The sequence below is a fragment of the Microbacterium sp. 4NA327F11 genome, assembly GCF_005503465.1.
Taxonomy (GTDB): domain Bacteria; phylum Actinomycetota; class Actinomycetes; order Actinomycetales; family Microbacteriaceae; genus Microbacterium; species Microbacterium ginsengisoli.
Genome location: NZ_SCOB01000016.1, coordinates 21,814 through 42,782, shown reverse-complemented (window position 1 = coordinate 42,782; position 20,969 = coordinate 21,814). Strand labels below are relative to the sequence as shown.

The 20,969-nt window shown below is 68.0% G+C and carries 20 protein-coding genes; 17 read left to right on the top strand and 3 right to left on the bottom strand.

The features are described 5' to 3' along the window. The first annotated feature begins 3 nt into the window (after positions 1–3). The 12 genes from FFS51_RS11005 (at position 4) to FFS51_RS10950 (ending at position 13,890) form a co-directional block, all read left to right on the top strand. The gene (locus FFS51_RS11005; RefSeq protein WP_137878357.1) at positions 4–1,470 is read left to right on the top strand and encodes an aldehyde dehydrogenase family protein; all 1,467 of its coding nucleotides are present in this window, start codon (positions 4–6) and stop codon (positions 1,468–1,470) included. Positions 1,471–1,486: 16 nt separating this feature from the next. Beyond that, positions 1,487–2,032: a putative antibiotic biosynthesis monooxygenase gene (locus tag FFS51_RS11000; protein WP_137878356.1), complete on the top strand. Its 546-nt coding sequence runs from the start codon at positions 1,487–1,489 to the stop codon at positions 2,030–2,032. A 134-nt stretch (positions 2,033–2,166) separates the two neighbouring features. After that, the gene (locus tag FFS51_RS10995) at positions 2,167–4,266 is read left to right on the top strand and encodes a hydantoinase/oxoprolinase family protein (RefSeq protein ID WP_137878355.1); all 2,100 of its coding nucleotides are present in this window, start codon (positions 2,167–2,169) and stop codon (positions 4,264–4,266) included. A gap of 11 nt (positions 4,267–4,277) precedes the next feature. Next, a complete protein-coding gene (locus tag FFS51_RS10990) occupies positions 4,278–6,263 on the top strand; it encodes a hydantoinase B/oxoprolinase family protein (protein ID WP_212742813.1) in 1,986 nt (661 codons plus the stop codon). Further along, entirely contained in the window at positions 6,260–6,550 is a 291-nt protein-coding gene (locus FFS51_RS10985) for a hypothetical protein (RefSeq protein ID WP_137878353.1), read from the top strand. Before FFS51_RS10990 ends, FFS51_RS10985 begins: the two co-directional genes overlap by 4 nt. Beyond that, on the top strand, positions 6,547–7,338 hold the full coding sequence (locus tag FFS51_RS10980) for an SDR family NAD(P)-dependent oxidoreductase (RefSeq protein WP_137878352.1): 792 nt from the start codon (positions 6,547–6,549) through the stop codon (positions 7,336–7,338). Before FFS51_RS10985 ends, FFS51_RS10980 begins: the two co-directional genes overlap by 4 nt. 350 nt (positions 7,339–7,688) lie before the next feature. Continuing rightward, entirely contained in the window at positions 7,689–8,774 is a 1,086-nt protein-coding gene (locus tag FFS51_RS10975) for a LacI family DNA-binding transcriptional regulator (RefSeq protein ID WP_137878351.1), read from the top strand. Continuing rightward, entirely contained in the window at positions 8,771–10,063 is a 1,293-nt protein-coding gene (locus FFS51_RS10970; protein WP_137878350.1) for an ABC transporter substrate-binding protein, read from the top strand. The genes FFS51_RS10975 and FFS51_RS10970 overlap by 4 nt, the downstream gene beginning before the upstream one ends. A gap of 278 nt (positions 10,064–10,341) precedes the next feature. Next, complete coding sequence (locus FFS51_RS10965) at positions 10,342–10,998, top strand: carbohydrate ABC transporter permease (RefSeq protein ID WP_171006163.1); 657 nt, start codon at positions 10,342–10,344, stop codon at positions 10,996–10,998. Between the two features lies 1 nt (position 10,999). Then, on the top strand, positions 11,000–11,854 hold the full coding sequence (locus FFS51_RS10960) for a carbohydrate ABC transporter permease (protein WP_137878348.1): 855 nt from the start codon (positions 11,000–11,002) through the stop codon (positions 11,852–11,854). Continuing rightward, positions 11,851–12,855, top strand: a complete 1,005-nt coding sequence (locus tag FFS51_RS10955; RefSeq protein ID WP_137878347.1) for a nucleoside hydrolase — start codon at positions 11,851–11,853, stop codon at positions 12,853–12,855. Before FFS51_RS10960 ends, FFS51_RS10955 begins: the two co-directional genes overlap by 4 nt. A gap of 111 nt (positions 12,856–12,966) precedes the next feature. Continuing rightward, positions 12,967–13,890 carry a ribokinase gene (locus tag FFS51_RS10950; RefSeq protein WP_212742812.1) on the top strand — a complete coding sequence of 308 codons (924 nt, stop codon included), beginning with the start codon at positions 12,967–12,969 and terminating at the stop codon, positions 13,888–13,890. Positions 13,891–14,302: 412 nt separating this feature from the next. Here the strand turns inward: FFS51_RS10950 and FFS51_RS10945 are convergent, their stop codons facing one another. Beyond that, a complete protein-coding gene (locus FFS51_RS10945; RefSeq protein ID WP_045247060.1) occupies positions 14,303–15,205 on the bottom strand; it encodes a patatin-like phospholipase family protein in 903 nt (300 codons plus the stop codon). Positions 15,206–15,257: 52 nt separating this feature from the next. Further along, positions 15,258–15,596 carry an ArsR/SmtB family transcription factor gene (locus tag FFS51_RS10940; protein ID WP_045247059.1) on the bottom strand — a complete coding sequence of 113 codons (339 nt, stop codon included), beginning with the start codon at positions 15,594–15,596 and terminating at the stop codon, positions 15,258–15,260. A gap of 81 nt (positions 15,597–15,677) precedes the next feature. Here FFS51_RS10940 and FFS51_RS10935 point away from each other — a divergent pair, with 81 nt between their 5' ends. Genes FFS51_RS10935 through FFS51_RS10925 form a run of 3 tightly spaced genes read left to right on the top strand, consistent with a single transcriptional unit; the run spans position 15,678 to position 18,265 of the window. Next, a complete protein-coding gene (locus FFS51_RS10935; RefSeq protein WP_045247058.1) occupies positions 15,678–16,919 on the top strand; it encodes an MFS transporter in 1,242 nt (413 codons plus the stop codon). Between the two features lie 36 nt (positions 16,920–16,955). Next, positions 16,956–17,549, top strand: a complete 594-nt coding sequence (locus FFS51_RS10930; protein ID WP_137878346.1) for a sulfite oxidase-like oxidoreductase — start codon at positions 16,956–16,958, stop codon at positions 17,547–17,549. Next, positions 17,546–18,265, top strand: coding sequence for an FAD-binding oxidoreductase (locus FFS51_RS10925; RefSeq protein ID WP_048809201.1), 720 nt, complete (start codon positions 17,546–17,548; stop codon positions 18,263–18,265). Before FFS51_RS10930 ends, FFS51_RS10925 begins: the two co-directional genes overlap by 4 nt. 5 nt (positions 18,266–18,270) lie before the next feature. On the opposite strand, the gene FFS51_RS10920 is transcribed toward FFS51_RS10925, so the two are convergent. Further along, positions 18,271–18,831 (bottom strand): helix-turn-helix domain-containing protein, encoded by a 561-nt coding sequence (locus FFS51_RS10920; RefSeq protein WP_045247057.1) that lies wholly within the window; start codon positions 18,829–18,831, stop codon positions 18,271–18,273. Positions 18,832–18,898: 67 nt separating this feature from the next. Here FFS51_RS10920 and FFS51_RS10915 point away from each other — a divergent pair, with 67 nt between their 5' ends. Further along, positions 18,899–20,578 (top strand): FAD-dependent oxidoreductase, encoded by a 1,680-nt coding sequence (locus FFS51_RS10915; protein ID WP_137878345.1) that lies wholly within the window; start codon positions 18,899–18,901, stop codon positions 20,576–20,578. Positions 20,579–20,617: 39 nt separating this feature from the next. Continuing rightward, positions 20,618–20,962 (top strand): nuclear transport factor 2 family protein, encoded by a 345-nt coding sequence (locus FFS51_RS10910; RefSeq protein ID WP_056207367.1) that lies wholly within the window; start codon positions 20,618–20,620, stop codon positions 20,960–20,962. The last annotated feature ends 7 nt before the right edge of the window (positions 20,963–20,969 follow it).

The window sequence follows — 20,969 nt, the reverse complement described above, 5'->3', positions numbered from 1 at the left end:
CCCATGAACCCCGATCCCCGCGGCCAGGGCGCCATCAGCCAACGGGAGTGGCACGTCCTCGTCGACGGTGAGCACCTCGCCGTCGACGCGCGGTACCAGGTGGAGAACCCGGCATCCGGCCGGATGCTCACCACGGTCCCGGACTGCTCAGAAGCCGACGTCGACCGGGCAGTCCGCGCCGCCCAGGCGGCCCAGCCCGCGTGGGCGGCTACACCGCCGCGGCAGCGGGCCGCCACGCTTCGAGCATTCGCCGACCACGTTCGCCGGCATGCCGAGGAACTGGCGATCCTGGACGCGATGGACGGAGGATTCACCCTCTCCATGATGCGCCGGGACGTGGAGGCGGGACTCGAACTGATCGACATCTTCGCGGACATGGCGCTGCAACTGGGCGGGCGGACCGTACCGCTGAGCGAGAACCTGCACTACACCACACACGAACCCTACGGTGTGGTGGCGCGGATCGGCGCATTCAACCACCCGATCTTCTTCGCCCTATCCAAGATCGCCGCGCCGTTGATGGCCGGCAACGCCGTCATCCTGAAGGCCCCGGACCAGACTCCGCTGTCCTCGCTGCGGCTTGCGGAACTGGCAACCGAGGTGCTGCCCACGAACCTGCTGATCACGATCAGCGGTCGAGGAGCGGTAGCGGGTCGGGCGATCGTTCGGCACCCCGATGTGCGCCGAATCGGGTTCATCGGCTCCACCACCACCGGGCAGGCGATCCAGCGGGACGCATCCGAGACGGGTGTCAAGCACGTCTCGCTGGAGCTCGGCGGCAAGAACGCCCAGATCGTCTTTGCTGACGCCGACCTGGAGAAGGCGGCCCAGGGCGCGGTGAGCGGGATGAACTTCACCTGGACGGCGGGACAGAGTTGTGGGTCCACCAGCAGGCTCCTCGTGCACAGATCGATCGCGGAACCGGTCACCGCCCGCGTGGCCGAGCTCGTCTCCGCCATCCGCGTCGGACACCCGCTCGACGAGCTCACCGAGATGGGGCCCCTCGTGTCCGAGGCCCAGCTCGACAAGTCCGAGCACGCCATCCGCACCGCCGTCGCGGAGGGCGCCCGCATCGTCGCAGGCGGAAGCCGCCCTGAAGGGCTTGCTGCCGGCGGGTGGTACCTGGCACCCACGGTGCTGGCAGGAGTGACGCCGGGTTCCTTGGTCGAACAGAATGAGATATTCGGCCCGGTCCTGTCCGTGATCGTGTTCGACACCGAGGAAGAAGCGATTCGGATCGCCAATGGCGTCGAGTACGGACTGACCGCCACGGTCTGGACCTCGGACATCACCCGCGCGCTCACCGTGGCTCACCGGGTGGAGGCGGGGTACGTCGTCGTCAACGGGGGCAGCCGACACTATTGGGGCTTGCCGTTCGGGGGGACGAAGGCGTCGGGCGTCGGGCGGGAGGAGTCCATCGACGAGCTCCTCTCCTACACCGAGGTCAAAGCGACCACCGTCGTGATCTAGCTAGAGACGTTCAGCGATGGGGGAACCGCTCGCGCTGCCCGTGCTGGTGTACATCTCCCGGCGTGCCCTGCCGGGCAGGGAGGACGACCTGTTGCAGTGGGCGGACGCCCTGTGCTCCGACGCATCCCGGTTCACCGGCTACCTCGGCTCGAGCGTGCGGACAGCGCCTGACCCCGACGGCGCCACGTTCATTGTCGGAGTGCGGTTCCGTTCGGCGATGAACCTGCTCGCGTGGGAGAAGAGCGAGCAACGGCACCGGCGACTCGAAGAGGGCTCCCCCCTCACCGCGGGCCGCCCCGTCGCGATCAGCCTGCAAGAACTCGAGGCGGGACTTGCGGGGGAGCCCGGTCGCATCGTTCCCAAGTGGCGGACAGCGCTCATGGTGTGGCTGGCACTGTTCCCGCTCGCCCTGCTCTCCGGTGCTGTCCTGCTGCCGTGGCTGGCGGCACTGCCCTGGCCGCTACCCACAGCGATCTCGACACTCGCCACCGTCGCCGCAGTGATCTGGATCACCCTGCCACTGGTACACCGGGCCTTCCGCATCCGCATCAGGCGCCACTAGCCGGGCACGCGCCCAATCACGACTCTACTGTGCAGAAAATGACTATGGACAAAGGAAACACCTTCGTGGTTGAGTGTTGACCGATGGCTTCCCGGGCCGTCGATCAACGATGACGCAAGTCCAATGGAGGCCTTATGACGTATGTAATCGGAATCGACATCGGTGGCACATTCACCGACGCCTTCGTCGCCGACGAGAGCGGACGGGTCGCCGCAGCCAAGACCCCGTCGACCCCCCCGGATTTCGCTCACGGGTTCCTCCAGGTCGTCGACGACCTCGCCGACTCGCTGGGCATCCCCACGAGGTCGCTGCTCGAGCAGACCGACTACATCGTGCACGGCACAACCACGACTCTCAACGCGCTCGTGACCGGCGATGTCGCCAGGGTCGGGTTCCTCACCACCGCCGGTCATGCGGACTCGATCACGATCATGAACCTGGAGGGTCGATACGCGGGCCTGGGCGCGGACAAGATCCAGGACATGGTCCGCACCAACAAGCCGCAGCCGCTGGTGCCACCGCACCTCATCCACGAGATCGACGAACGTGTGGACTACAAGGGCACCGTCGTGGTCCGGCTGGACGAGGCCGCGACCCGAGAGTCGGTCCGTGCGTTGCTGGCAGAGGGCGTGGAGGCCTTCGCGGTCTCTTTCCTGTGGTCTTTCCTCAATCCCGTCCATGAGCAGCGGGCGCGGGAGATCATCCAGGAGGAGGCCCCGGGCCGCTACGTCGCCCTCTCGAGCGATGTCAGCCCGCGCATCCGCGAGTTCTCGCGGAGCGTCACGACGATCATGAACACCCAGGTCGGGCCGCGACTGCGCGCCTACCTGGAGCCGCTCGAGGCGTCGTTGCGGGACCGGGGGCTGCGCGGCAGCCTGCTGGTGATGCAGGGCAGCGGAGGATGTGTCACCGCGGAGGACGCTCCGGCACGCGCGATCACCACGATCGGTTCCGTGCTGACCGGGGGAGTCGTCGGCTGCACTCGGCTGGCGGATGAACTCGGTCACCGTAACGTGATTTCTACCGACATGGGCGGCACGACGTTCCTGACCGGGCTGGTGGTCGACGGGGAACCGGTCTCCTCGACCAGCACCGTCCTGAACCAGTACCAGGTGAACGTGCCCATGGTCGATGTGCACACCATCGGCGCTGGTGGGGGTGCGATCGCCTGGGTCGATGCCGGCGGGAACCTTCACGTCGGCCCCCGCAGCGCCGGCGCCCGGCCTGGACCGGCCTGCTATGGCGAGGGCGGCACAGAGCCGACCGTCACCGATGTGGACCTCGTGCTCGGGATCGTCAACCCCGACAACTTCCTGGGCGGCAAGAAGAAGCTGCACCGTCACCTCGCGGAGGAGGCGATCCGGGTGAAGATCGCGGAGCCGCTGGGGATGTCGGTGGAGAGCGCGGCCGCCGCCGTCTACGCGATCCAGAACGCGCAGACCGCCGACCTGGTGCGGAAAGTCGTCGTCACCTCCGGCCGCGACCCGCGGGACTTCGTGCTCTACGCGTTCGGCGGCGCGGGCCCTATGCACTGCGCCGCCTACGCCGCCGATCTCGAGGTGCAGCAGGTCGTCGTCCCTCTCGGGACTGCAGCGGCCGTGTTCTCTGCGTACGGCTTGGCGGCGTCGGACATCGCGCTCACCGCCGAGATGTCGCAGCCGTCAAACTTCCCCCCGGCCGCGGACGAGTTCACCGGGGTGTTCGAGGAGCTGGACCGTGAACTGGACGCCCGGCTCGCGGCCCAGGAGCTCAAGTTCGCGAGTGTGATCCACAACCGCGAGGTGGATATGCGCTACACGATGCAGCTCGCCGAGGTGACCACACCGGTGCTGGAGGAGGTGCCGGATCTGCCGGGGATGGACCGGCTGGCCGCGCAGTTCGGCGACCAGTACGAACGGCTGTACGGGAAGGGCGCGGGCTTCGCTGACGCGGGTCTGCAGCTGATCACCTACCGCACCCGGGCGATCGGAGTCCTCCCCATCCGGCCGCGGCTGAACGAGGCGAGCCGCTCACCGGAGCCGCCCGCACCCGGCAGCCACCGCCAGGTGCTGCTCGACCCGCTGACCGGATGGGAGGAGGCGGCGATCTACGACTACACCGCACTGGCCCGCGATCACGAGATCCCAGGGCCTGCCGTCGTCGAAGCGCCGACCACCACGGTCGCTATTCCCCGAGGATGCCGGGCGGTCGTGGACCGGCTCGGAAACCTCGTCATCCACTACGCATCGAACTGAGGGAGCACATCGTGCCGATCATCCCCGTCGCGGGTTCCGAGGAATTCGCCAACCAACCCGTCACCGCGGACGAGACCCGCCGCCTGCTCGCCGGCAAGATCGCCCTCCATTCCGTGGCACCCGACCTCGTCGAAGGACTCGACCCGTTGACGTACGAGGTCATCAGACACCGCCTCACCTCCATCACCGAGGAGATGGGGGAGGCGCTGAAGAAGATGTCCGGATCCGTCGTGGTCACCGACTGCAACGACTTCGACGCCGCCATCATGGACGAGGTCGGCGATGTGGTCCAGGTGGGCCTGTACAACACCGAGCTGGCCGCATCCCTGGACATGGCGGCGAACTGGACGCTGCGCAACCGGGTGGACTCGCCCGGTATCGCCCCCGGCGACATGTTCCTGTGCAACGACCCCTGGGTGGGCGGCGGGCTGCATCAGAGCGATGTGAGCCTGTTCGCCCCGCTGTTCCATGAGGGTGAGCTGTTCGCCTGGACGGGCGCGGTCGCCCATCAGGTCGACCTCGGCGGAGTGTCCCCGGGCAGCTGGTCGGTCGGCGCGACCGACGTGTTCTGGGAGTCCGTACCCACCCCGCCGGTGAAGATCGTGGACGGCGGAGTGATCCGCAAGGACGTGGAGGACGTCTACCTGCGTCGATCCCGCGTCCCCAAACTCGTCGCCCTGGACCTTCGAGCGAAGATCGGCGCCAACAACGTCGCGCACGAACGCCTTCGGGCGCTCATCGCACGGTACGGCGCCGACACGGTCAAGGCCGTGATGCGCCGCACCATGGACGACGCCGAACGGCGGCTGCGCGCCAAGCTGCTCGAGATCCCCGATGGCACCTGGTCCGCGGTAGCCCACCAGGACTCCGCCCGGGCCGGAGACGACGGCGTCTACAAGATCGTGCTCACCCTCTCCAAGACCGGCGACCGGCTCACGTTCGACTTCACCGGCACGGACCCGCAGGTGGAGGGCCTCATCAACTGCACCTATGCGGGCCTGCGCGGGGGGATCATGCCGATCCTCCTCACCACCCTGTGCGGAGACATCCCCTGGGCGCCCGGCGGGATCTACCGCTGCCTGGACATCATCAGCGAACCCGGCACGATCAACAACTGCACCTTCCCCGCCGGCATCGGGAAAGCATCGGTGGCATCCGCATGGGCGACCCAGAACGTCGTCACCGAATGCCTGGCCGGCCTGCTGGACACGCACGTCGAGCACCGTCAACGGCTGATGAGCGTGTGCTGCGGAACCTGGGACTTCGCGCTGCTCGCCGGCGTCGACCAGCGCGGCGGCGGCTTCGTGACCATGCTGTGCGACTCCATGGCCGGCGGCCTCGGCGCACGCACCGACTCCGACGGCGTCGACACCGGCGGGCTGGCCTGCATCCCGATGGGACGCATCGCCGACTCGGAGATGAACGAGTTCGCCTTCCCCATGCTCTATCTCTGGCGACGAGAGGAAGCAGACTCGGGCGGTCCCGGCCGCCACCGCGGCGGTGTCGGCGCCTCCAGCTGCTTCATCCCCTGGGACAGCCCGATCGGCGGAGTCCACCTCGTGGTGTCCGCCCCGGGCAAGGCCCTCCCCCTGGCAACCGGGATCAGCGGCGGGATGCCGGCCGGCACCCAGTACGACGTCCTCGTCCGCAACAGCCTCGTGCAGGATCTCTTCGCGCAGGGCAGGATCCCCCGATCCATCGACGAGCTCGGAGGAGACGAGCAGCTCGTCCCGACCCATCACGAGACCGATCTCGGCCCCACCGACGTGTACTTCACCCACTGGCAGGGCGGAGGAGGATACGGAGACCCGCTGCTCCGAGAGCCGGAACTTGTCGCCGCCGACGTCCTCGCCCGCAAGGTCAGCCCGGCCGCCGCCGCCCAGGTGTACGGCGTCGTGCTGGACGGTCACGCGACCGTCGACCACATCGCCACCAACGAGACACGCAACCGCCTGCGACACGACAGGGCCGGAATAGAGGAGGGGGTGGCGCGATGACCACGAGAATCGACGACAACCTGCTCCTGGACGGCGCCATCGTGACATGCCGCCACTGCGGCACGATCCTGGGAGACGACCACGATCCGATCAGGGACGCGGTCGTACGCGAGTCCGAACCGAGCGAAGCCGGCCCGGGGGTGAGAGCCGCGGCCACCAACTTCGCCACCCGGCGGATCCTCCTGCGCCGCGCGTTCTGCCCATCCTGTCTGGTGCAGCTGAAGTTCGAGATCGTCCCCGCAGACGAAGCATCCTTCCGGTCAAGCCGGGTCGGAGCCGGCCTGTGAGCGACGCCGGGAGCCCGAGGCCGTCGGCGGCCCGCTCGCTCGCCGACCGCGTCGTCGTCATCACCGGCGGCGGGCAGGGAATCGGGCGCGCGTATGCCCGCGAGATCGCGGCGGACGGGGGAATCGCCGTGATCGCCGACGTCAACGAGACCACGGGGCGCTCCGTCGAACAGGAGATCCTCGCCGCCGGCGGGGAGGCGGTCTTCCACCCCCTCGATGTCAGCGATGCCGGCAGCTGCCAGGCGCTGGGCCGGTTCGTGTCCCAGCGCTACGGCAGGGTCGATGGTCTGGTCAACAACGCCGCAGTGTTCTCCACGATCACGATGCGGCCGTTCTGGGAGATCCCCGTCGAGGAGTGGGATCGGCTCATGGCGATCAATCTGCGCGGACCGTGGCTTCTCACCACCGCCTTGCTGAACAGTCTTAGAGCCTCGCCGGCAGCGTCGATCGTCAACATCTCCTCGGACGCGGTCTGGCTCGGCCGCGGCGGGTACCTCCACTACGTCGCAAGCAAGGGCGGCGTCGCAGCGTTGAGCTTCGCCATGTCGCACGAGCTCGGCGCAGACGGCATCCGGGTCAACACCGTCGCGCCCGGCCCCACCTACACCGAAGTCGAACGCGCGACCGTGTCCCCTGCGCAGAAGACCGCCATGCTCGAACGTCAATCGCTGCACCGGGAGGCGCATCCCGAGGACATGGTCGGCGCGGTGCTCTTCCTCCTCTCCGATGCGAGCGGATTCATCACGGGCCAGACCCTCCACGTCAACGGGGGAATGCTGCACGCCTGATCGGAGATCGGGCTGGGAAAAAGCCAGGAAAGACCGTCGTTGCCACGCTCTAGAAGCAAGGCGACGACGGTCTCTCTGTTGCTGATCGTTGGAATCCGGTATGACCGGCCCGGCCCACTATCTCCACCGACGACAGCATCATGGGCTTGCTTTATCTGCTCAACAGAACTAATCTCTGAGAAGTGCTACGCGCGTAGATGCGTCATGTTGCAGATTGGAATGCAGTCGATGAGGATGCTTCCCCGCTCGTCGGAGGCGGTGGCGACGATTGTCCCAGCGGATGCCACCTCTAGGCAGTGCGCCGCGCACTGGTCGACGCAACCTGCCCACGACACGCGGAGTGCACGGAAATGACGTTTGTCACCCGCGCCGACGTCGCCGCACGTGCGGGCACCTCGGTGGCGGTCGTCAGCTACGTCGTCAATGACGGCCCGAGATCCGTCGCTCCTGCCACCCGCCAGCGCGTGCAACGAGCCATCGAGGAACTGGGGTACGTTCCCAATCGCAGCGCGCAAGCACTGGCGGGCTCACGAACATTCGCCTGTGGTCTCCTGCTCCCGGACATTTCCAACCCGTTCTTCGCGTCACTGGCGCACGCACTCCAGGACGAGGCGATGCGGCATGGCCTGACGTTGCTGCTGGGCGACTCGGGCGGGGACAAAGACCGTGAACAGCGACTGCTCGCCACCTTCCTGGAGCAGCGTGTTCGTGCGCTCATCGTGGTCGGCGTGGACGACTCGCCGCACCTGGAAGCGGCGACACGCTATGGGGTGCCTGTCGTGATGCTCGACCGTGGCAACAGCAGTCCGGAGTTCTCTTCGGTATGCATCGACAACTACGCGGCGGCCCGACACGGTACCGAGTTTTTGATCGAGGCCGGACACCGCCGCGTCGGGTTCGTCGGAGGACCGCACGGACTCGGTGTTGCGGCGCAGAGGCTCGCCGGGTTCCGAGCCGCGTTGCAAGACCATGGCATCGAAGAAGTCCCCGCGTGGAACTTCTCGGGTGAGTTCTCCAAGCAGAGCGGCTACGAGATCGGATCGACGATCAGTCAGCTGCCGGATCGGCCCGATGCGGTGTTCGTCTCCAGCGACCAGCAAGCGATCGGCCTTCTCGCGGCTCTGCTGGACCGGTCGGTCAGGGTGCCCGCCGACGTGGCGATGGTCTCCCTGGACGGCACCGACGACGGCCGGTACACGCGGCCGCCGCTCACCTCGGTGCTGCAGCCGGTCGACCAGATCGCCCGGCAGACCATGGACATGGTCACCGGCTCCCGGCACACAGCCCCCAGCCGTGTCACCATCCCGCACCGGCTCATCCTGGGCCGGTCGAGCGGGTCGGCTCGTGAAGCCGACCCCGCACACAGCCCTCCTCACCCTGGAGGAGACCTGGAAGCACACACCGCAGTCAACACACAGCAAAGGAGCTACGAATGAAGACAACTCGATGGGCCGCGGCGGCGGCAGTATTCGCCACGGCCACGCTCGTCACCGCGTGCACCGCCAGCGGAACACCCGACTCCTCGGAGGGCGGCGACGTGACCATCACGTTCCTGCACATCTTCGGGGAAGGATTCGACGACGCGATCGCGGCCTTCGAAGACGCCCACCCCAACATCACCGTGTCCTCCGAGTCGGTGCCCTTTGACCAGCTGGTCTCCCAGACGCAGGCCCGCCTCGGCTCCGGAGACACCTCGATCGATGTGATCGCAGTCGACCCGCCCCGTCTGCCCGCCATGGTCACCGACGGATATCTGCTGGACGTGAGCAGCGACTTCGCAGATCCCCCGGTGAGCCTTTCCGAGCCTGGCGTCCAGTCGGTGACGTGGGAGGGCAAGCAGTACTCGTACCCGCTCTGGTCCTCAGACGGATTCCTGCTCTACAACAAGGCGCTGCTGGAGCAGGCCGGCATCACCCCGCCGTCCAGCGACGATTCGTCACGACTGACATGGGAACAGGTCCTCGCGGACGCACAGCGCGCCAAAGAGGCAGGAGCCGCGTACGGGCTCGGATTCGAGCAGGTCGACCGCTACTACCAGCTGCAGCCGCTCATCGAGTCCTTCGGGGCGACAAGCGGGCTCGGCGGGGAAGGCAATCTCACCCCCGACGTCAACTCGGACGACTGGAAGAAGTGGGGGAAGTGGTATCAGCAGATTCACACGAGTGGTCTCGCGCCGATCGGAGTGGACGCGACGCAGATGCCGGAGATGTTCACAACCGGTCAGATCGCCTACTTCGTGGCGTCATCGTCCAGAGTCAAGCAGTTCCAGGACTCTCCGCTGGCTGACGGGTGGGGCGTCGCCCCTCTGCCGTACTTCGCAGGCGGCGAGATCTACACACCCACGGACAGCTGGGCAGTCGGGGTGAGCGCCTACAGCGAACATAAGGACGCCGCGGAGGAGTTCGGCCGCTTCCTCTCGATGTCCACGGACGGCGGGAACCTCATCAGCCAGATCTACACGTTGCCCCCGGTGAACCAGGACGTCTATCCGGACTTCATCGCCGGCCTGGAAGCGATCGCGCCCGAGCCTGCCAAGGCGATGGATTCCCTCTTCCCTGTCGACTCGGAAAAGCACGCCCTGCATCGTCCCTCCAGCATCGGATACGTGGAGTTCGAAACGGTCATGAACAAGGCGTTTTCCGACATCCGCAACGGTGGCGACGTGAGCGGCATCCTCGATTCAGCGCAACAGCAACTCGAATCCCAACTCGCCCAGTACCGGTGAATTGGGTGGGGTCGGCCGCTGAGCCGACCCCACCCCTCTGAGGAGAGCAGCACATGTCCGTCACCCGGACCGTCACATCCCGTTCACGGACCCGAACACGCCGGTCCGCGCTGACCGCCCTGGCCTTTCTGGCGCCCGCGGTCGTCGGAGTCGTCTTGCTCCGCCTCTGGCCTGCCGTGGAGGCGCTGGTCGGCTCCTTCACTAGCCGAAGCGGGGATGTCAGCTTCGGAACATTCGAACGGCTTTTCAGTGATCCGACCTTCATCGGATCGCTGAAGGTGACCCTCCTCTTTTCCGTCGTCATCAACCCGCTCCAGATCGCCCTGGCGCTGCTTCTCGCCGTGCTCCTGACGCAGACAGTCCCCCTGGTCGGCCTCTGGCGCACGTTCATCTTGCTTCCCGTCGCGGTCCCGCAGATCGTCTCCGCGATCATCTGGGGCGTGCTCTTCCGACCCGACGGCCCGTTCAACAGTGTGCTCGTCGCACTCGGTCTTCCGGCCGTCCCGTGGCTCACCAGCCCGGACATGGCGCTGTGGTCCATCGTTATCATCTGCAGCTGGGTCGGCGTCGGATACTGGATGACGTTCCTCGTCGCGGGCATCAAAGACATTCCCGAGACGCTGTACGAGGCGGCCCAACTGGACGGCGCCGGTCCATGGCGGAGATTCACGAATATCACGCTGCCAGGGCTGCGCCGCCCGCTTCTGTTCGTGCTCGTGGCCGACACGGTCGCGAACTTCCTCGTGTTCGCGCCGGTCCGGCAGCTCACTCGAGGAGGCCCCGAGGGTTCCACCAACCTCATCATGAACACGATCTTTGAACGCGCCTACCAGATCGGCGATCTGCCCGCAGCATCCGCTGCCACCACGATCCTGGTGCTCATCGTCGTCGTGGTGGTCGGCATCCAATTCCGCCTCCTCCCAGGGAAGGACTGATATGACCCTCGATGTCTCGACGGCCAGAGAACGGCGATACGGCCGGTGGCTGCTGCTGGCTGTGCTCCCCATCGTCGCGGTGTCGCTGCTGCCCCTCTTCTATACGTTCATCTCGTCCTTCCGCCCCGGAAGCGAGATCTTCCAGTACCTCAGCCCGCTCTCCGTCCACACGTTCTGGCCGAAAGAACTCACGCTCGAGAACTATGCCACTCTCTTGTCGGGTACCTTTCTGCCCGCGCTACTCAACAGCGTGATAGTCACGACCGTGACTGTCGTGATCGGGCTGACTGTGGCGTCGCTCGCAGCATTCGGGCTCGCAGTGTTCGACTTTCCGCTCAAGAACGCGCTGTTCGTGGCACTGGTATTGAGCTTCCTGATCCCGTTCGAAGCGGTTGCCATCCCGCTGTCCTCGATGTTCCGTGACCTGGGTCTTGCGAACACCTACGCGGGCCTGATCCTGCCGGGCATCGGCAACGGGCTCGCGATCTTTCTCCTACGACAGTTCTTTCTCGGGATACCTCCGTCATTGTCCGAAGCCGCCCGCATCGACGGCGCGTCGTGGCTCAGAGTGTTCTGGACGATCTACCTGCCGCTGTCGCGCCCGTCGCTCGTGGGGGCGGGACTGATCCTGTTCGTCTTTCAATGGCAGTCGTTCCTCTGGCCGTTGATCATCGCCCCCAGCCCCACGATGAAAGTCGCCCCGATCGCGATCGCCGACCTGGCCGGTGAGGCGGAGATCGACTTCGGCGCTATGTTCGCCGGCGCACTGCTTACCGCCGCCCTGCCCCTGATTCTCCTTCTCGTCTTCCAGCGGCAGTTCACCAACTCCCTCGCCTCCAGCGGAACGAAAGAATGACCCTTCGTCACCATCTCATCATCGACTGCGATCCGGGCAGCGGGGTCCCGTTCTCCGACGTGGACGACGGGCTCGCGCTAGCCCTTGCGCTCGCACACCCTGACGTGCACGTGGACGGAATAACGATCGTCGCAGGGAACACGCCACGGGAACTCGGCTATGCATCCGCGGCGGAGCTCGTATCTCTTGCGAAGACGCATACGCCGATCTTCGTCGGCGCTGACGACCCTCCCGGCGGGGACGACACGGTCTGGAGGCCGCTGCTCGACGACAGGCGCGACGCGACGGCCTGGAAGAGCGAGTACGGCGGCTCCATCTTCCTCGCACCCACCGGGCACACAACGACTCGAACGGCTGTCGATTTCCTCGTGGACACGGTGAAGGCATCACCGGGTCAGATCACGATCGCAGCATTGGGGCCTCTGACCAACATCGCCGCCGCGATCCGCCGCGATCCGGGATTCGTTCGCGCCGTCAAACACATCGCCGTCATGGGCGGAGCGTTCCTTCAGGACAGCTTGCCGCAAGAGCTCAACTTCGGATACGACCCGGACGCCGCGCACATCGTCATGACATCAGGGGCAGACCTGTCCCTGATCCCCTTCGATGTCACATCGACGACGTTGCTCACCCATCAGCAGCTCGAGCTGCTCGATGAGGACGACCCGCTGCAGGCATTCCTCAAGGCCACGACCTCGCCCTGGATGAGGTATACCGATTCCCGGTTCGGGCTCGGCGGCTGCTACCTGCATGACCCCCTCGTCATCGCCAGCCTCATCGACCCGAGCCTGGTCACCTGGAAGACCGCATCCGTGGACGTCGTCCTGGCCGATCCGGTGGCGCGCGGACGACCGATCCGTTGGGACCCGCAAGGAACCATCTTCGGCGGAGGGTCCCAAGTACTGCCCCATATCGGGTCCGCGCATGTCGCGGAAAGCGTCGACCGAGCGAGATTCGCCGGACTCCTCGTCGACACCCTCGCAGGTTTCCGTGTGCGCTGAACGCCGACGGGGCTGTGCACAAGCGCCGGCGCGGCTGACCCCGTAGAGTGCCGTCGGTCGATCTGACCCACCAGCCATGCCAGGCCCTTGCGCAGCCACTCGACATTTCGAGTGTTGACTCAATCCAATAGGAGGTTTCTCATCGAAGGCTTGCCTAGCACCGACGTGGCAGTCGTCGGATCCGCGAACCTCGACTACGTCGTTCATGTTCGTCGACCACCAGCTCCGGGCGAGACGGTCCTGGGGAAGCGACTATCTACCTACCCCGGGGGCAAGGGACTGAACCAAGCCGTCGCTGCCGCAGCGATCGTCCGGACCGCTCTTGTCGGGGCCGTCGGGAACGACCCGGCAGGTGATCAGCTGCGGCGCGCGCTGAATCAAGTGCACGTCGACACGAGGTTCCTCCACTCCGTTCGAGAGGCTTCAGGGGTGGCCATCGTGCATGTGTTCGATGGGGCAGAGAACAGCATCACGGTGATCCCCGGCGCGAACGAGAGCCTCACCGCGGACGATACGACTGCCGCCCTCGCAGTCCTCCGCCCGCGAATCGTCATTTCTCAACTTGAGGTACCTCTCGAGTCGGCCATCGCCACAGCGCACTGGGCCAAGCAGAACAACGCACGCTGGATACTGAACCCGAGCCCACTCGACCGACTGATCAATGCATCCCCAACGCAAACGATTCGTAGCCTTCTGCGATCGGCGGATCCCCTCATCGTCAACGCCGCCGAAGCGTCGGCGCTACTGCGAACGCCCACCGGTGCCACATTCAGGGAACTTGCCGACGAACTCACTTCCCACGCGTTATCGGTAGTCGTAACCAATGGGGCCCAAGGTTCCTATGTAGGCGACATATCCGAACTAATCCTCGTGCCTGCCGACCCGGTGCAGGTCGTCGACACGACCGGTGCCGGCGACGCCTTCGCAGGAACCCTCGCCGGACACCTTAGCGCTGGTAAGGACCTAGCAACTGCGGCAAGACTCGCGAGTCGTTCAGCCGCACGGATTGTGGCGACTCCGCGCTCTGATCGCTGAGAGTGAGTTTCGTATCGCTCTACCGAGTTCGACACCGGTCGCGTTGTTGGCACCTCCAGCGACCACGATCGATAGTGTGGCGGCCGCCTTGGCCAGTGCAGCGGGCTGCAGGGCGGGCACTGGGCGCACTCCGTCTTCACAGGACGCGCCCAGTACATGGGCGATTCGGTCTGCGTTCAGCTGCCGGACGATGGACCGGTGGATTCGACTGCGTGCACTGTAGCGATCCTGCCGGGTGATAGGTGCCGGGCATGCGTCTTGCGATCACCGACAGTCGCTTGAGAGCTACACAGGATCCTCTTTGCCATGCGTAGGAATGTGCCATATCGCGTGGAATCCTGGCCCTGAATCCGTTGCCAACTACCGTGGAATCGTGGGGTTTCATGCCATCTCGAGCTGGAACCTACAGGAGCTACCCCCAGAACGCCCGGAGCTCGTCGATGCGGCGTTCGACCGTCGCGAACCCCGATCGTGCGGCCGCAGGGCGGGAGGCGGCATCCATCGCATTCGCACCGAACAGGTGCTCGACGTCGGAGTCCGGCAGGAGCGTCTCGACGATGCTGCCGGACTCCCGCAGTTCGTCGACCTGGTGGGCGAGGCCCTGTCGCCACGCGGCCGGTGTGCGCACCCGACCGCCGAAGGGCGAGAGCACGAGCACGCGGTCATACCCGGCGGCGAGGTCGGCGTTCTCCGAGCTGCGCCGGTATCCGCCGTCGATGTAGCGACGGTCGCCGATGCGGTACGCGCGTCCACTGGCGCAGCTGGCGGCGACGGCGTCGACGAGGGAGATTCCACTGTGCGGGTCGAAGACCACGGGTTCGCCGCTGTCAGCGTCGACCGCCGTCACGCGCAGCTCGCGATCGGGCCAGGAGGCGTCCCCCACTCGCTCCCTCACCGTGGCGTGCCACGCGTCGCGCCAGTCGGCCGGCCCGGTGACGTCGAGCTCGATCGCGGCGATTCCGAGGCGGCGTCGCAGGTCGGTCGGATCGGCCGCCTCCGCGATCAGGCGCGCCGTGCGATCCAGTTGCGCTGACACCGCGCCGGGCGGCCGTCGAGCAGGAGGCGACGGCGCCCGATTCGTCGGGAGGGGCGCGAGGGCGCGCGCGAAGAGCTCGGCGGCGGAGGCGGCGCACAGCTGCGCCGCGACGGTGGCGCCCGCCGAGGTGCCGATCGTGAGGTGCGCCGACGTCACATCGACCCGGTGCGCTGCCAGCGCGTGCACGACGCCGATCGACCACGCGTTGCCCGTCGACCCACCCCCACCGAACACGACTGCGCGCGTGGCGGGGCGAGTGCCGGGGCTGGGGGAGGTCACCCGCTCAGTATCGCTTCCGTGGCGGGTCGATCCGAGCTCGATGGGGCGTTCGCTAGACCCGAGCCTCGGGCACGACCCGCGCGGCACCGAGTACGGCGTCGAGCACACCGGGGAAGAGCGCGTTGAGGTCGTCGTCGCGCAGGGTGAGCCGGCGACCACGGCCCTGAGGGTCGTTGCGGATGACACCGGCCTCGCGCAGCACCTTCATGAGGTGCGACTTCGTCGACTTCGGGATCGTCGGGTCGCTGAGATGGCAGGCGGCCATGTCGAGCGGTCCATCGACGAGCTGGCGGGCGATGTCGAGCCGGTCAGGGTCGCTGAGGGCGAAGAGCACCCCGGTCAGGGTGATCTCGGAGCGATCAGGGTGCGGGAGGTCCGCGGAGCCGGTCATGGTTCGACAATAGTTGGACGATCCTGAAAACGGGAGTAGCCTCCTACTATTCGAAATCTTTCGAACCCTGAAGGAGCAAGGATGTCGATATCCCCGACGTCGATCGCTCGGGCGAGCCGCCGGTTCACCTACGGCTTCGCGCTCGCGATCCTGAGCGTGACCGCGATGATGGCGGGCGCCAGCGCACCCTCGCCCTTCTACTCGGTGCTCGCCGTGCGCATCGGATTCGACGCCGCCACGACCACGGTCGTGTTCGCGGTCTACGCCCTCGCACTCCTCGCGACCCTGCTGCTCGCCGGATCGATCTCGGACTACGTCGGCCGCCGCCCCGCGATCAGTGCGGGCCTGGTGCTCCTCGCCGCCAGCGTCTTCCTCTTCTGGAACGCCCACTCGATCGCGCTCCTCATCGCGGCGCGCATCGTGCAGGGGATCGCGAGCGGACTCCTCCTCTCCGCGCTCTCGGCCGCGGTCATCGACCTCGAACCGGCGTCGCGCCCGGGGTCGGCCGCCGTGTGGAACGCCGTCGCGCCGATGGCGGGACTCGCGGTCGGCGCGGTCATCCCCGGCATCCTTCTGGATGTCACACCCGACGCCTTCACCGCGGTGTTCGCGCCGCTCACGGCGCTCTACCTCGTGCTCGCCGCCCTCGTCTGGCTCGCCCCCGAGACCGCCCCGCGCCTGCCGGGAGTGCTCGCGTCGTTCCGCATCCGCATCGGCGTGCCCCGCTCGATGCGCGCTTTGTTCCTCAACAGCGTTCCGGCGATCTTCGCGGGCTGGGCCACGGGCGGCCTGTTCCTCTCCCTCGGCCCCAGCATCGTGCACGCAGAGCTCGGGGTCTCGGCTCACCTGTGGCAGGGATTCGCCGTCTCGCTGCTGGCCGGCTCCGGCGCGCTCTCCGCCTTCCTCATCCGGCGCCGCAGCGCGCGGGTCGTCACGATATACGGCACGTCGGCGCTCGCCGTCGGCACCCTGCTCACCCTCGTGGCCCTCTCGACCTCATCGCTGGTCGGCTACTTCGTCGCGGTCGCCGTGGCCGGCTCGGGCTTCGGCACCGCGTTCTTCGGGGTCATCCGCTCGCTCGCGCCGCACATCCCCGCGACCGCACGCGCCGACGTGTTCGCCGTGATCTTCATGGTGTCCTACCTCGCGATGGCGCTCCCCGTCGTCGCGGCAGGGTTCCTGGTGCAGGTGCTCGGACTCAGCGCCGTCACCTACGGCTACGGCGTCGGGGTCGCGGTGTTCGCCGCGCTCGCCGCCGTGCTGCGGCTGCGTCGCCCCGATGCGCGCGTCGAGCCCGCGGCATCCCCCGCTCTGGGAGGATAGAGCCCACCGAGCTCCGCACCCCGACGGAGGGCCGTCATGGCGAACATCACCCGAGGTTTCACCGGCCGCCGCCGCGCCCCCGATCCGGCGGTGCCGCCGGGCCAGTACCTCACCGACGACTTCCCGGTGCTCTCGGCCGGGCCCACGCCCCGCGTCGACCTCGATGAGTGGCGCTTCAGTGTGCGCACCGAGAAGGGCTTCACGACCACCTGGACCTGGAGCGACTTCCTCGCTCTGCCGCAGGAGGAGGTGCACACCGACATCCACTGCGTCACTCGCTGGTCGAAGCTCGGCACCAGCTGGCGCGGTGTGTCGCTCGACACGATCATGGCCGCCGTCGACAGCGACTTCGCGTACGCCATGGTGCACTGCTACGGCGGGTACACGACGAACGTGCCGATGGCCGACCTTCTCGGCGGACAGGCCTGGATCGCGCATGAGTTCGACGGTCGTGCCCTCGAACCGGTGCACGGGGGCCCGGCGCGACTGCTCGTGCCGCACCTCTACTTCTGGAAGAGCGCCAAGTGGGTTCGCGGGCTTGTGATGCAGAAGAAGGATGCCCCGGGCTTCTGGGAGCAGAACGGCTACCACCGTCACGGCGATCCGTGGCGTGAAGAGCGCTACGCGTGACCTCGGACTGGTTGCCCGCCACGATCACGTCGGTGCGGCCGACCGCCTCGCACGCGGTGGTGCTCACCCTCGACGTGCCGGGGTGGGCGGGGAGCCTGCCGGGTCAGCATCTCGACGTGCGGCTTACGGCCGAGGACGGCTATCGGGCCGAGCGCTCGTACTCGCTCGCGGACAGCGGCTCGTCGACCACGATCGAGCTCGCGATCGACGAGGTCCCGGATGGAGAGGTCTCGCCCTACTTCGTGCGCGACGCCCGCCCGGGTGACACCGTCGAGGTGAAGGGTCCGCTCGGCGGCTACTTCGTCTGGCACGACACCGACCCCTCACCGGTGCAGCTCATCGCCGGGGGATCGGGTGTGGTGCCCCTGCTGTCGATGGCGCGCGCCCGCGCCGCGTCGTCGTCGGCCGCGCCGATGCGTCTGCTCACCTCGGTGCGGTCGCCCGCCGACGCGCTCTACCGCGACGAGATCGCGGCGCTCGCCGCCCGGGGCATCGACGTCGACTGGATCTACACCCGCTCCGCTCCCGAGACCTGGGCGGGTCGGGTCGGTCGGGTGGATGCCGCGGGGCTGGCCGCATCCACCCTCTCGCCGTCCGTCCGGCCGCTCGTGTTCGTGTGCGGTCCGACCCCGTTCGTCGAGGCCGTGGCCGGCATGCTCGTCGATCTCGGCCACCCGCCGCTGAGGGTGCGCACCGAGCGCTTCGGCGGCGCCTGACCGGCTCAGCCGGAGGTGCGCACGCGGGTGTGCATGCGCTCGCCATCGCCGTTGAAGATGCTCAGCACCTCGGCGGGCGCGCCGCCTGCCGCACCCATCGCGTGCGGGGTGCGGGTGTCGAACTCGGCCGCCTCGCCCGGAGCGAGCTCGAGATCCTGGTCGCCGAGCCGCAGCCGCAGCCGCCCCGAGAGCACATAGAGCCACTCGAACCCGTCGTGCACGCGAGGTTCGGGCAGGGGCCTGTCGGCCGGGTACGTGATGCGCAGGGTCTGCACCGGCGCGCTCTCGTGCGTGAGCGGCGCGATGATCAGGCCGTCGCGGCGGATCACGGGTCGCCGCACCCGCGGATCCCGATCGTGCGGCGGCAGCAGGTCGTCGATGCGGATGCCGAGGGCCCGCGTCACCGGCAGCAGCAGCTCGAGACTCGCCCCGCGCTTGCCGGATTCGAGGCGCGAGAGAGTGCTGACCGACAGCCCCGCGCGGCGGGCGAGGTCATCGAGTGTCCAGTCGCGCGCGTGCCGCGCGGCGCGCACCCTCGGGCCGACCTGGGCGATCGCGGCATCCATCGACGCTCCTTGCTGATCTCGCAAACGAACTTGCATGATTGTCCCGCGGTGTCGTCGACTTGTCGACATGCATCCCGATCTCGACGTGATCATCCTCGGCGGCGGCATCGCCGGGCTCAGCGCCGCGCAGCTGCTCGGCCGCGCCCGTCGCCGCACGCTCGTGATCGACGCCGGCAAGCCCCGCAATCGCACCGCCTCCCACGTGCACGGCGTGCTCGGGCACGACGGGACGCCCCCGGCCGACCTGCTCGCGAGAGGGCGGGATGAGGCATCCGGCTACGGCGTCGGCGTCATCGAGGCGCGGGCGGTCGCGGTCGCGGTCGAGGCGACCGACGACGACATCACGGTCGTCACCGACGACGGGGCGCGCCGCACGGCACGCGCACTCCTCGTCGCCACCGGAGCGAGCGATGTGCTGCCCGCCGTGGCGGGGCTCGCCGAACGGTGGGGCGCCGGCGTGCTGCACTGCCCCTACTGCCACGGCTGGGAGGTGCGCTCCCGCCGCCTCGGCGTGCTCGCGACCTCGCCGCTCTCCCTGCATCAGGCGCAGCTCGTGCGGCAGTGGAGCGCCGACGTCACCCTGTTCACCGCAGACCTCGGACCGCTCTCGATCGACGACGATCTGCGACTGCGCGCGCGTGGCATCCGTCTCGTGCCCCAGCGCGTCGTCGAGATCGTGGGCGACGGGCCGGATGTCACGGGTGCGCGCCTCGCCGACGGCACGATGCTCGCTCTCGACGCCGTCTTCACGGGCGGCGACCTGACCCCCCACGACGACGTGCTCGCCGGTCTCGACCTGCCGCGTGTCGACAGCCCCACAGGCTCGGTGATCGAGGTCGATGCGACGGGCCGCACCGCGCATCCGCGTATCTGGGCCGCCGGCAACGTCGTCACCCCCATGGCGAACGTGCCGATGAGCATGGCCGCGGGGGCGACGGCGGGAGCCGCGGTGAACGCCGCACTCGTCGACGAGGATGTCGCGCGGGTGCACGCCGACCGCGACGGGTGGCCCGAGATCGCCCCCGCCGACTTCTGGGAGCCCCGCTACGCCGCGAGCACGCAGGTCTGGTCGGGCCGCGTGAACGCCGTGCTGGCCGACATCGCGGCCACGCTCCCCGCGGGCTCCGCCCTCGACCTCGGCTGCGGGGAGGGCGGCGACGTGCTCTGGCTCGCCGCGCACGGGTGGCGCGCCACGGGCATCGACATCTCGGTCACGGCGATCGAGCGCGCTCGCGCCGCCGCGGCGGACGCGGGGGCGGATGCGGCATCCGCTCGTTTCGTCGCCGGCGATCTCGCGGCGCTCGACGTCGACGAGACCTTCGACCTCGTGACGGCGAGCTTTCTGCACTCGCCCGTCGACCTGCCACGGGAGGAGATCCTGCGGGCCGCGGCTGAGCGGGTCGCGCCCGGCGGACACCTGCTGATCACCTCCCATGCCGCGCCGCCGCCGGGGAGCCCGGGTGCCGGGCACGGTCACGACCACGGCCATGACGGCAACCACCCCGCACCCGGCCACGATCGCGAGGGCGGTGCCCCGCACGACCACGGCCACGGCGGCGGCCACTCTGACCCCACCGCGCCCGCGCCGCGCTGGTTCCCCACTCCGGCCGAAGATGTCGCGGCCCTCGCGCTCGACCCGGCCGAATGGACCGTGCTCATCGCGGAGGAGCGGCAGCGCGAATCGCTCGCCCGCGACGGCGAGCTGCGCACCTTCCACGACAGCATCGTGCTCGCTCGTCGCCACTGAGACCGGGCGCACCCGACGCGCCGGTGGCACACTGACCCCATGACGGATGCCGCGACCCTCCGGGCGCTCGAACTGTCGCTTCTCGACCCGCTCGTGCGCCGCGACCCGATCGCCCTGGCCGCGCTGCTGCATCCGTCGTTCACCGAGATCGGTGCGTCCGGCGCGCTGTGGACGCGCGACGAGATCGTCGCAGCGCTCGCCGCCGAACCGGACGCTCGGGAGATCCCGCCGACCGACGAGTGGCAGGTCGCGGCGCTCGGCGATACCCACGTGCTCGTGACGTACCGCATCGGCGGGGAGCGCCCCAGCCGGCGGTCGTCGATCTGGGACGTCTCGACGGGCAGACCCGCGCTGCGCTTCCACCAGGGAACACTTCTCGGCTGACGCCGAA

Bases quoted from the DNA above. Each gene is read 5' to 3' on its own strand.
- FFS51_RS11005 (WP_137878357.1), top strand. From the start codon at position 4: ATGAACCCCGATCCCCGCGGCCAGGGCGCCATCAGCCAACGGGAGTGG.
- FFS51_RS11000 (WP_137878356.1), top strand. From the start codon at position 1,487: ATGGGGGAACCGCTCGCGCTGCCCGTGCTGGTGTACATCTCCCGGCGT.
- FFS51_RS10995 (WP_137878355.1), top strand. From the start codon at position 2,167: ATGACGTATGTAATCGGAATCGACATCGGTGGCACATTCACCGACGCC.
- FFS51_RS10985 (WP_137878353.1), top strand. From the start codon at position 6,260: ATGACCACGAGAATCGACGACAACCTGCTCCTGGACGGCGCCATCGTG.
- FFS51_RS10975 (WP_137878351.1), top strand. From the start codon at position 7,689: ATGACGTTTGTCACCCGCGCCGACGTCGCCGCACGTGCGGGCACCTCG.
- FFS51_RS10970 (WP_137878350.1), top strand. From the start codon at position 8,771: ATGAAGACAACTCGATGGGCCGCGGCGGCGGCAGTATTCGCCACGGCC.
- FFS51_RS10960 (WP_137878348.1), top strand. From the start codon at position 11,000: ATGACCCTCGATGTCTCGACGGCCAGAGAACGGCGATACGGCCGGTGG.
- FFS51_RS10955 (WP_137878347.1), top strand. From the start codon at position 11,851: ATGACCCTTCGTCACCATCTCATCATCGACTGCGATCCGGGCAGCGGG.
- FFS51_RS10940 (WP_045247059.1), bottom strand. From the start codon at position 15,596: ATGACCGGCTCCGCGGACCTCCCGCACCCTGATCGCTCCGAGATCACC.
- FFS51_RS10935 (WP_045247058.1), top strand. From the start codon at position 15,678: ATGTCGATATCCCCGACGTCGATCGCTCGGGCGAGCCGCCGGTTCACC.
- FFS51_RS10930 (WP_137878346.1), top strand. From the start codon at position 16,956: ATGGCGAACATCACCCGAGGTTTCACCGGCCGCCGCCGCGCCCCCGAT.
- FFS51_RS10920 (WP_045247057.1), bottom strand. From the start codon at position 18,831: ATGGATGCCGCGATCGCCCAGGTCGGCCCGAGGGTGCGCGCCGCGCGG.
- FFS51_RS10915 (WP_137878345.1), top strand. From the start codon at position 18,899: ATGCATCCCGATCTCGACGTGATCATCCTCGGCGGCGGCATCGCCGGG.
- FFS51_RS10910 (WP_056207367.1), top strand. From the start codon at position 20,618: ATGACGGATGCCGCGACCCTCCGGGCGCTCGAACTGTCGCTTCTCGAC.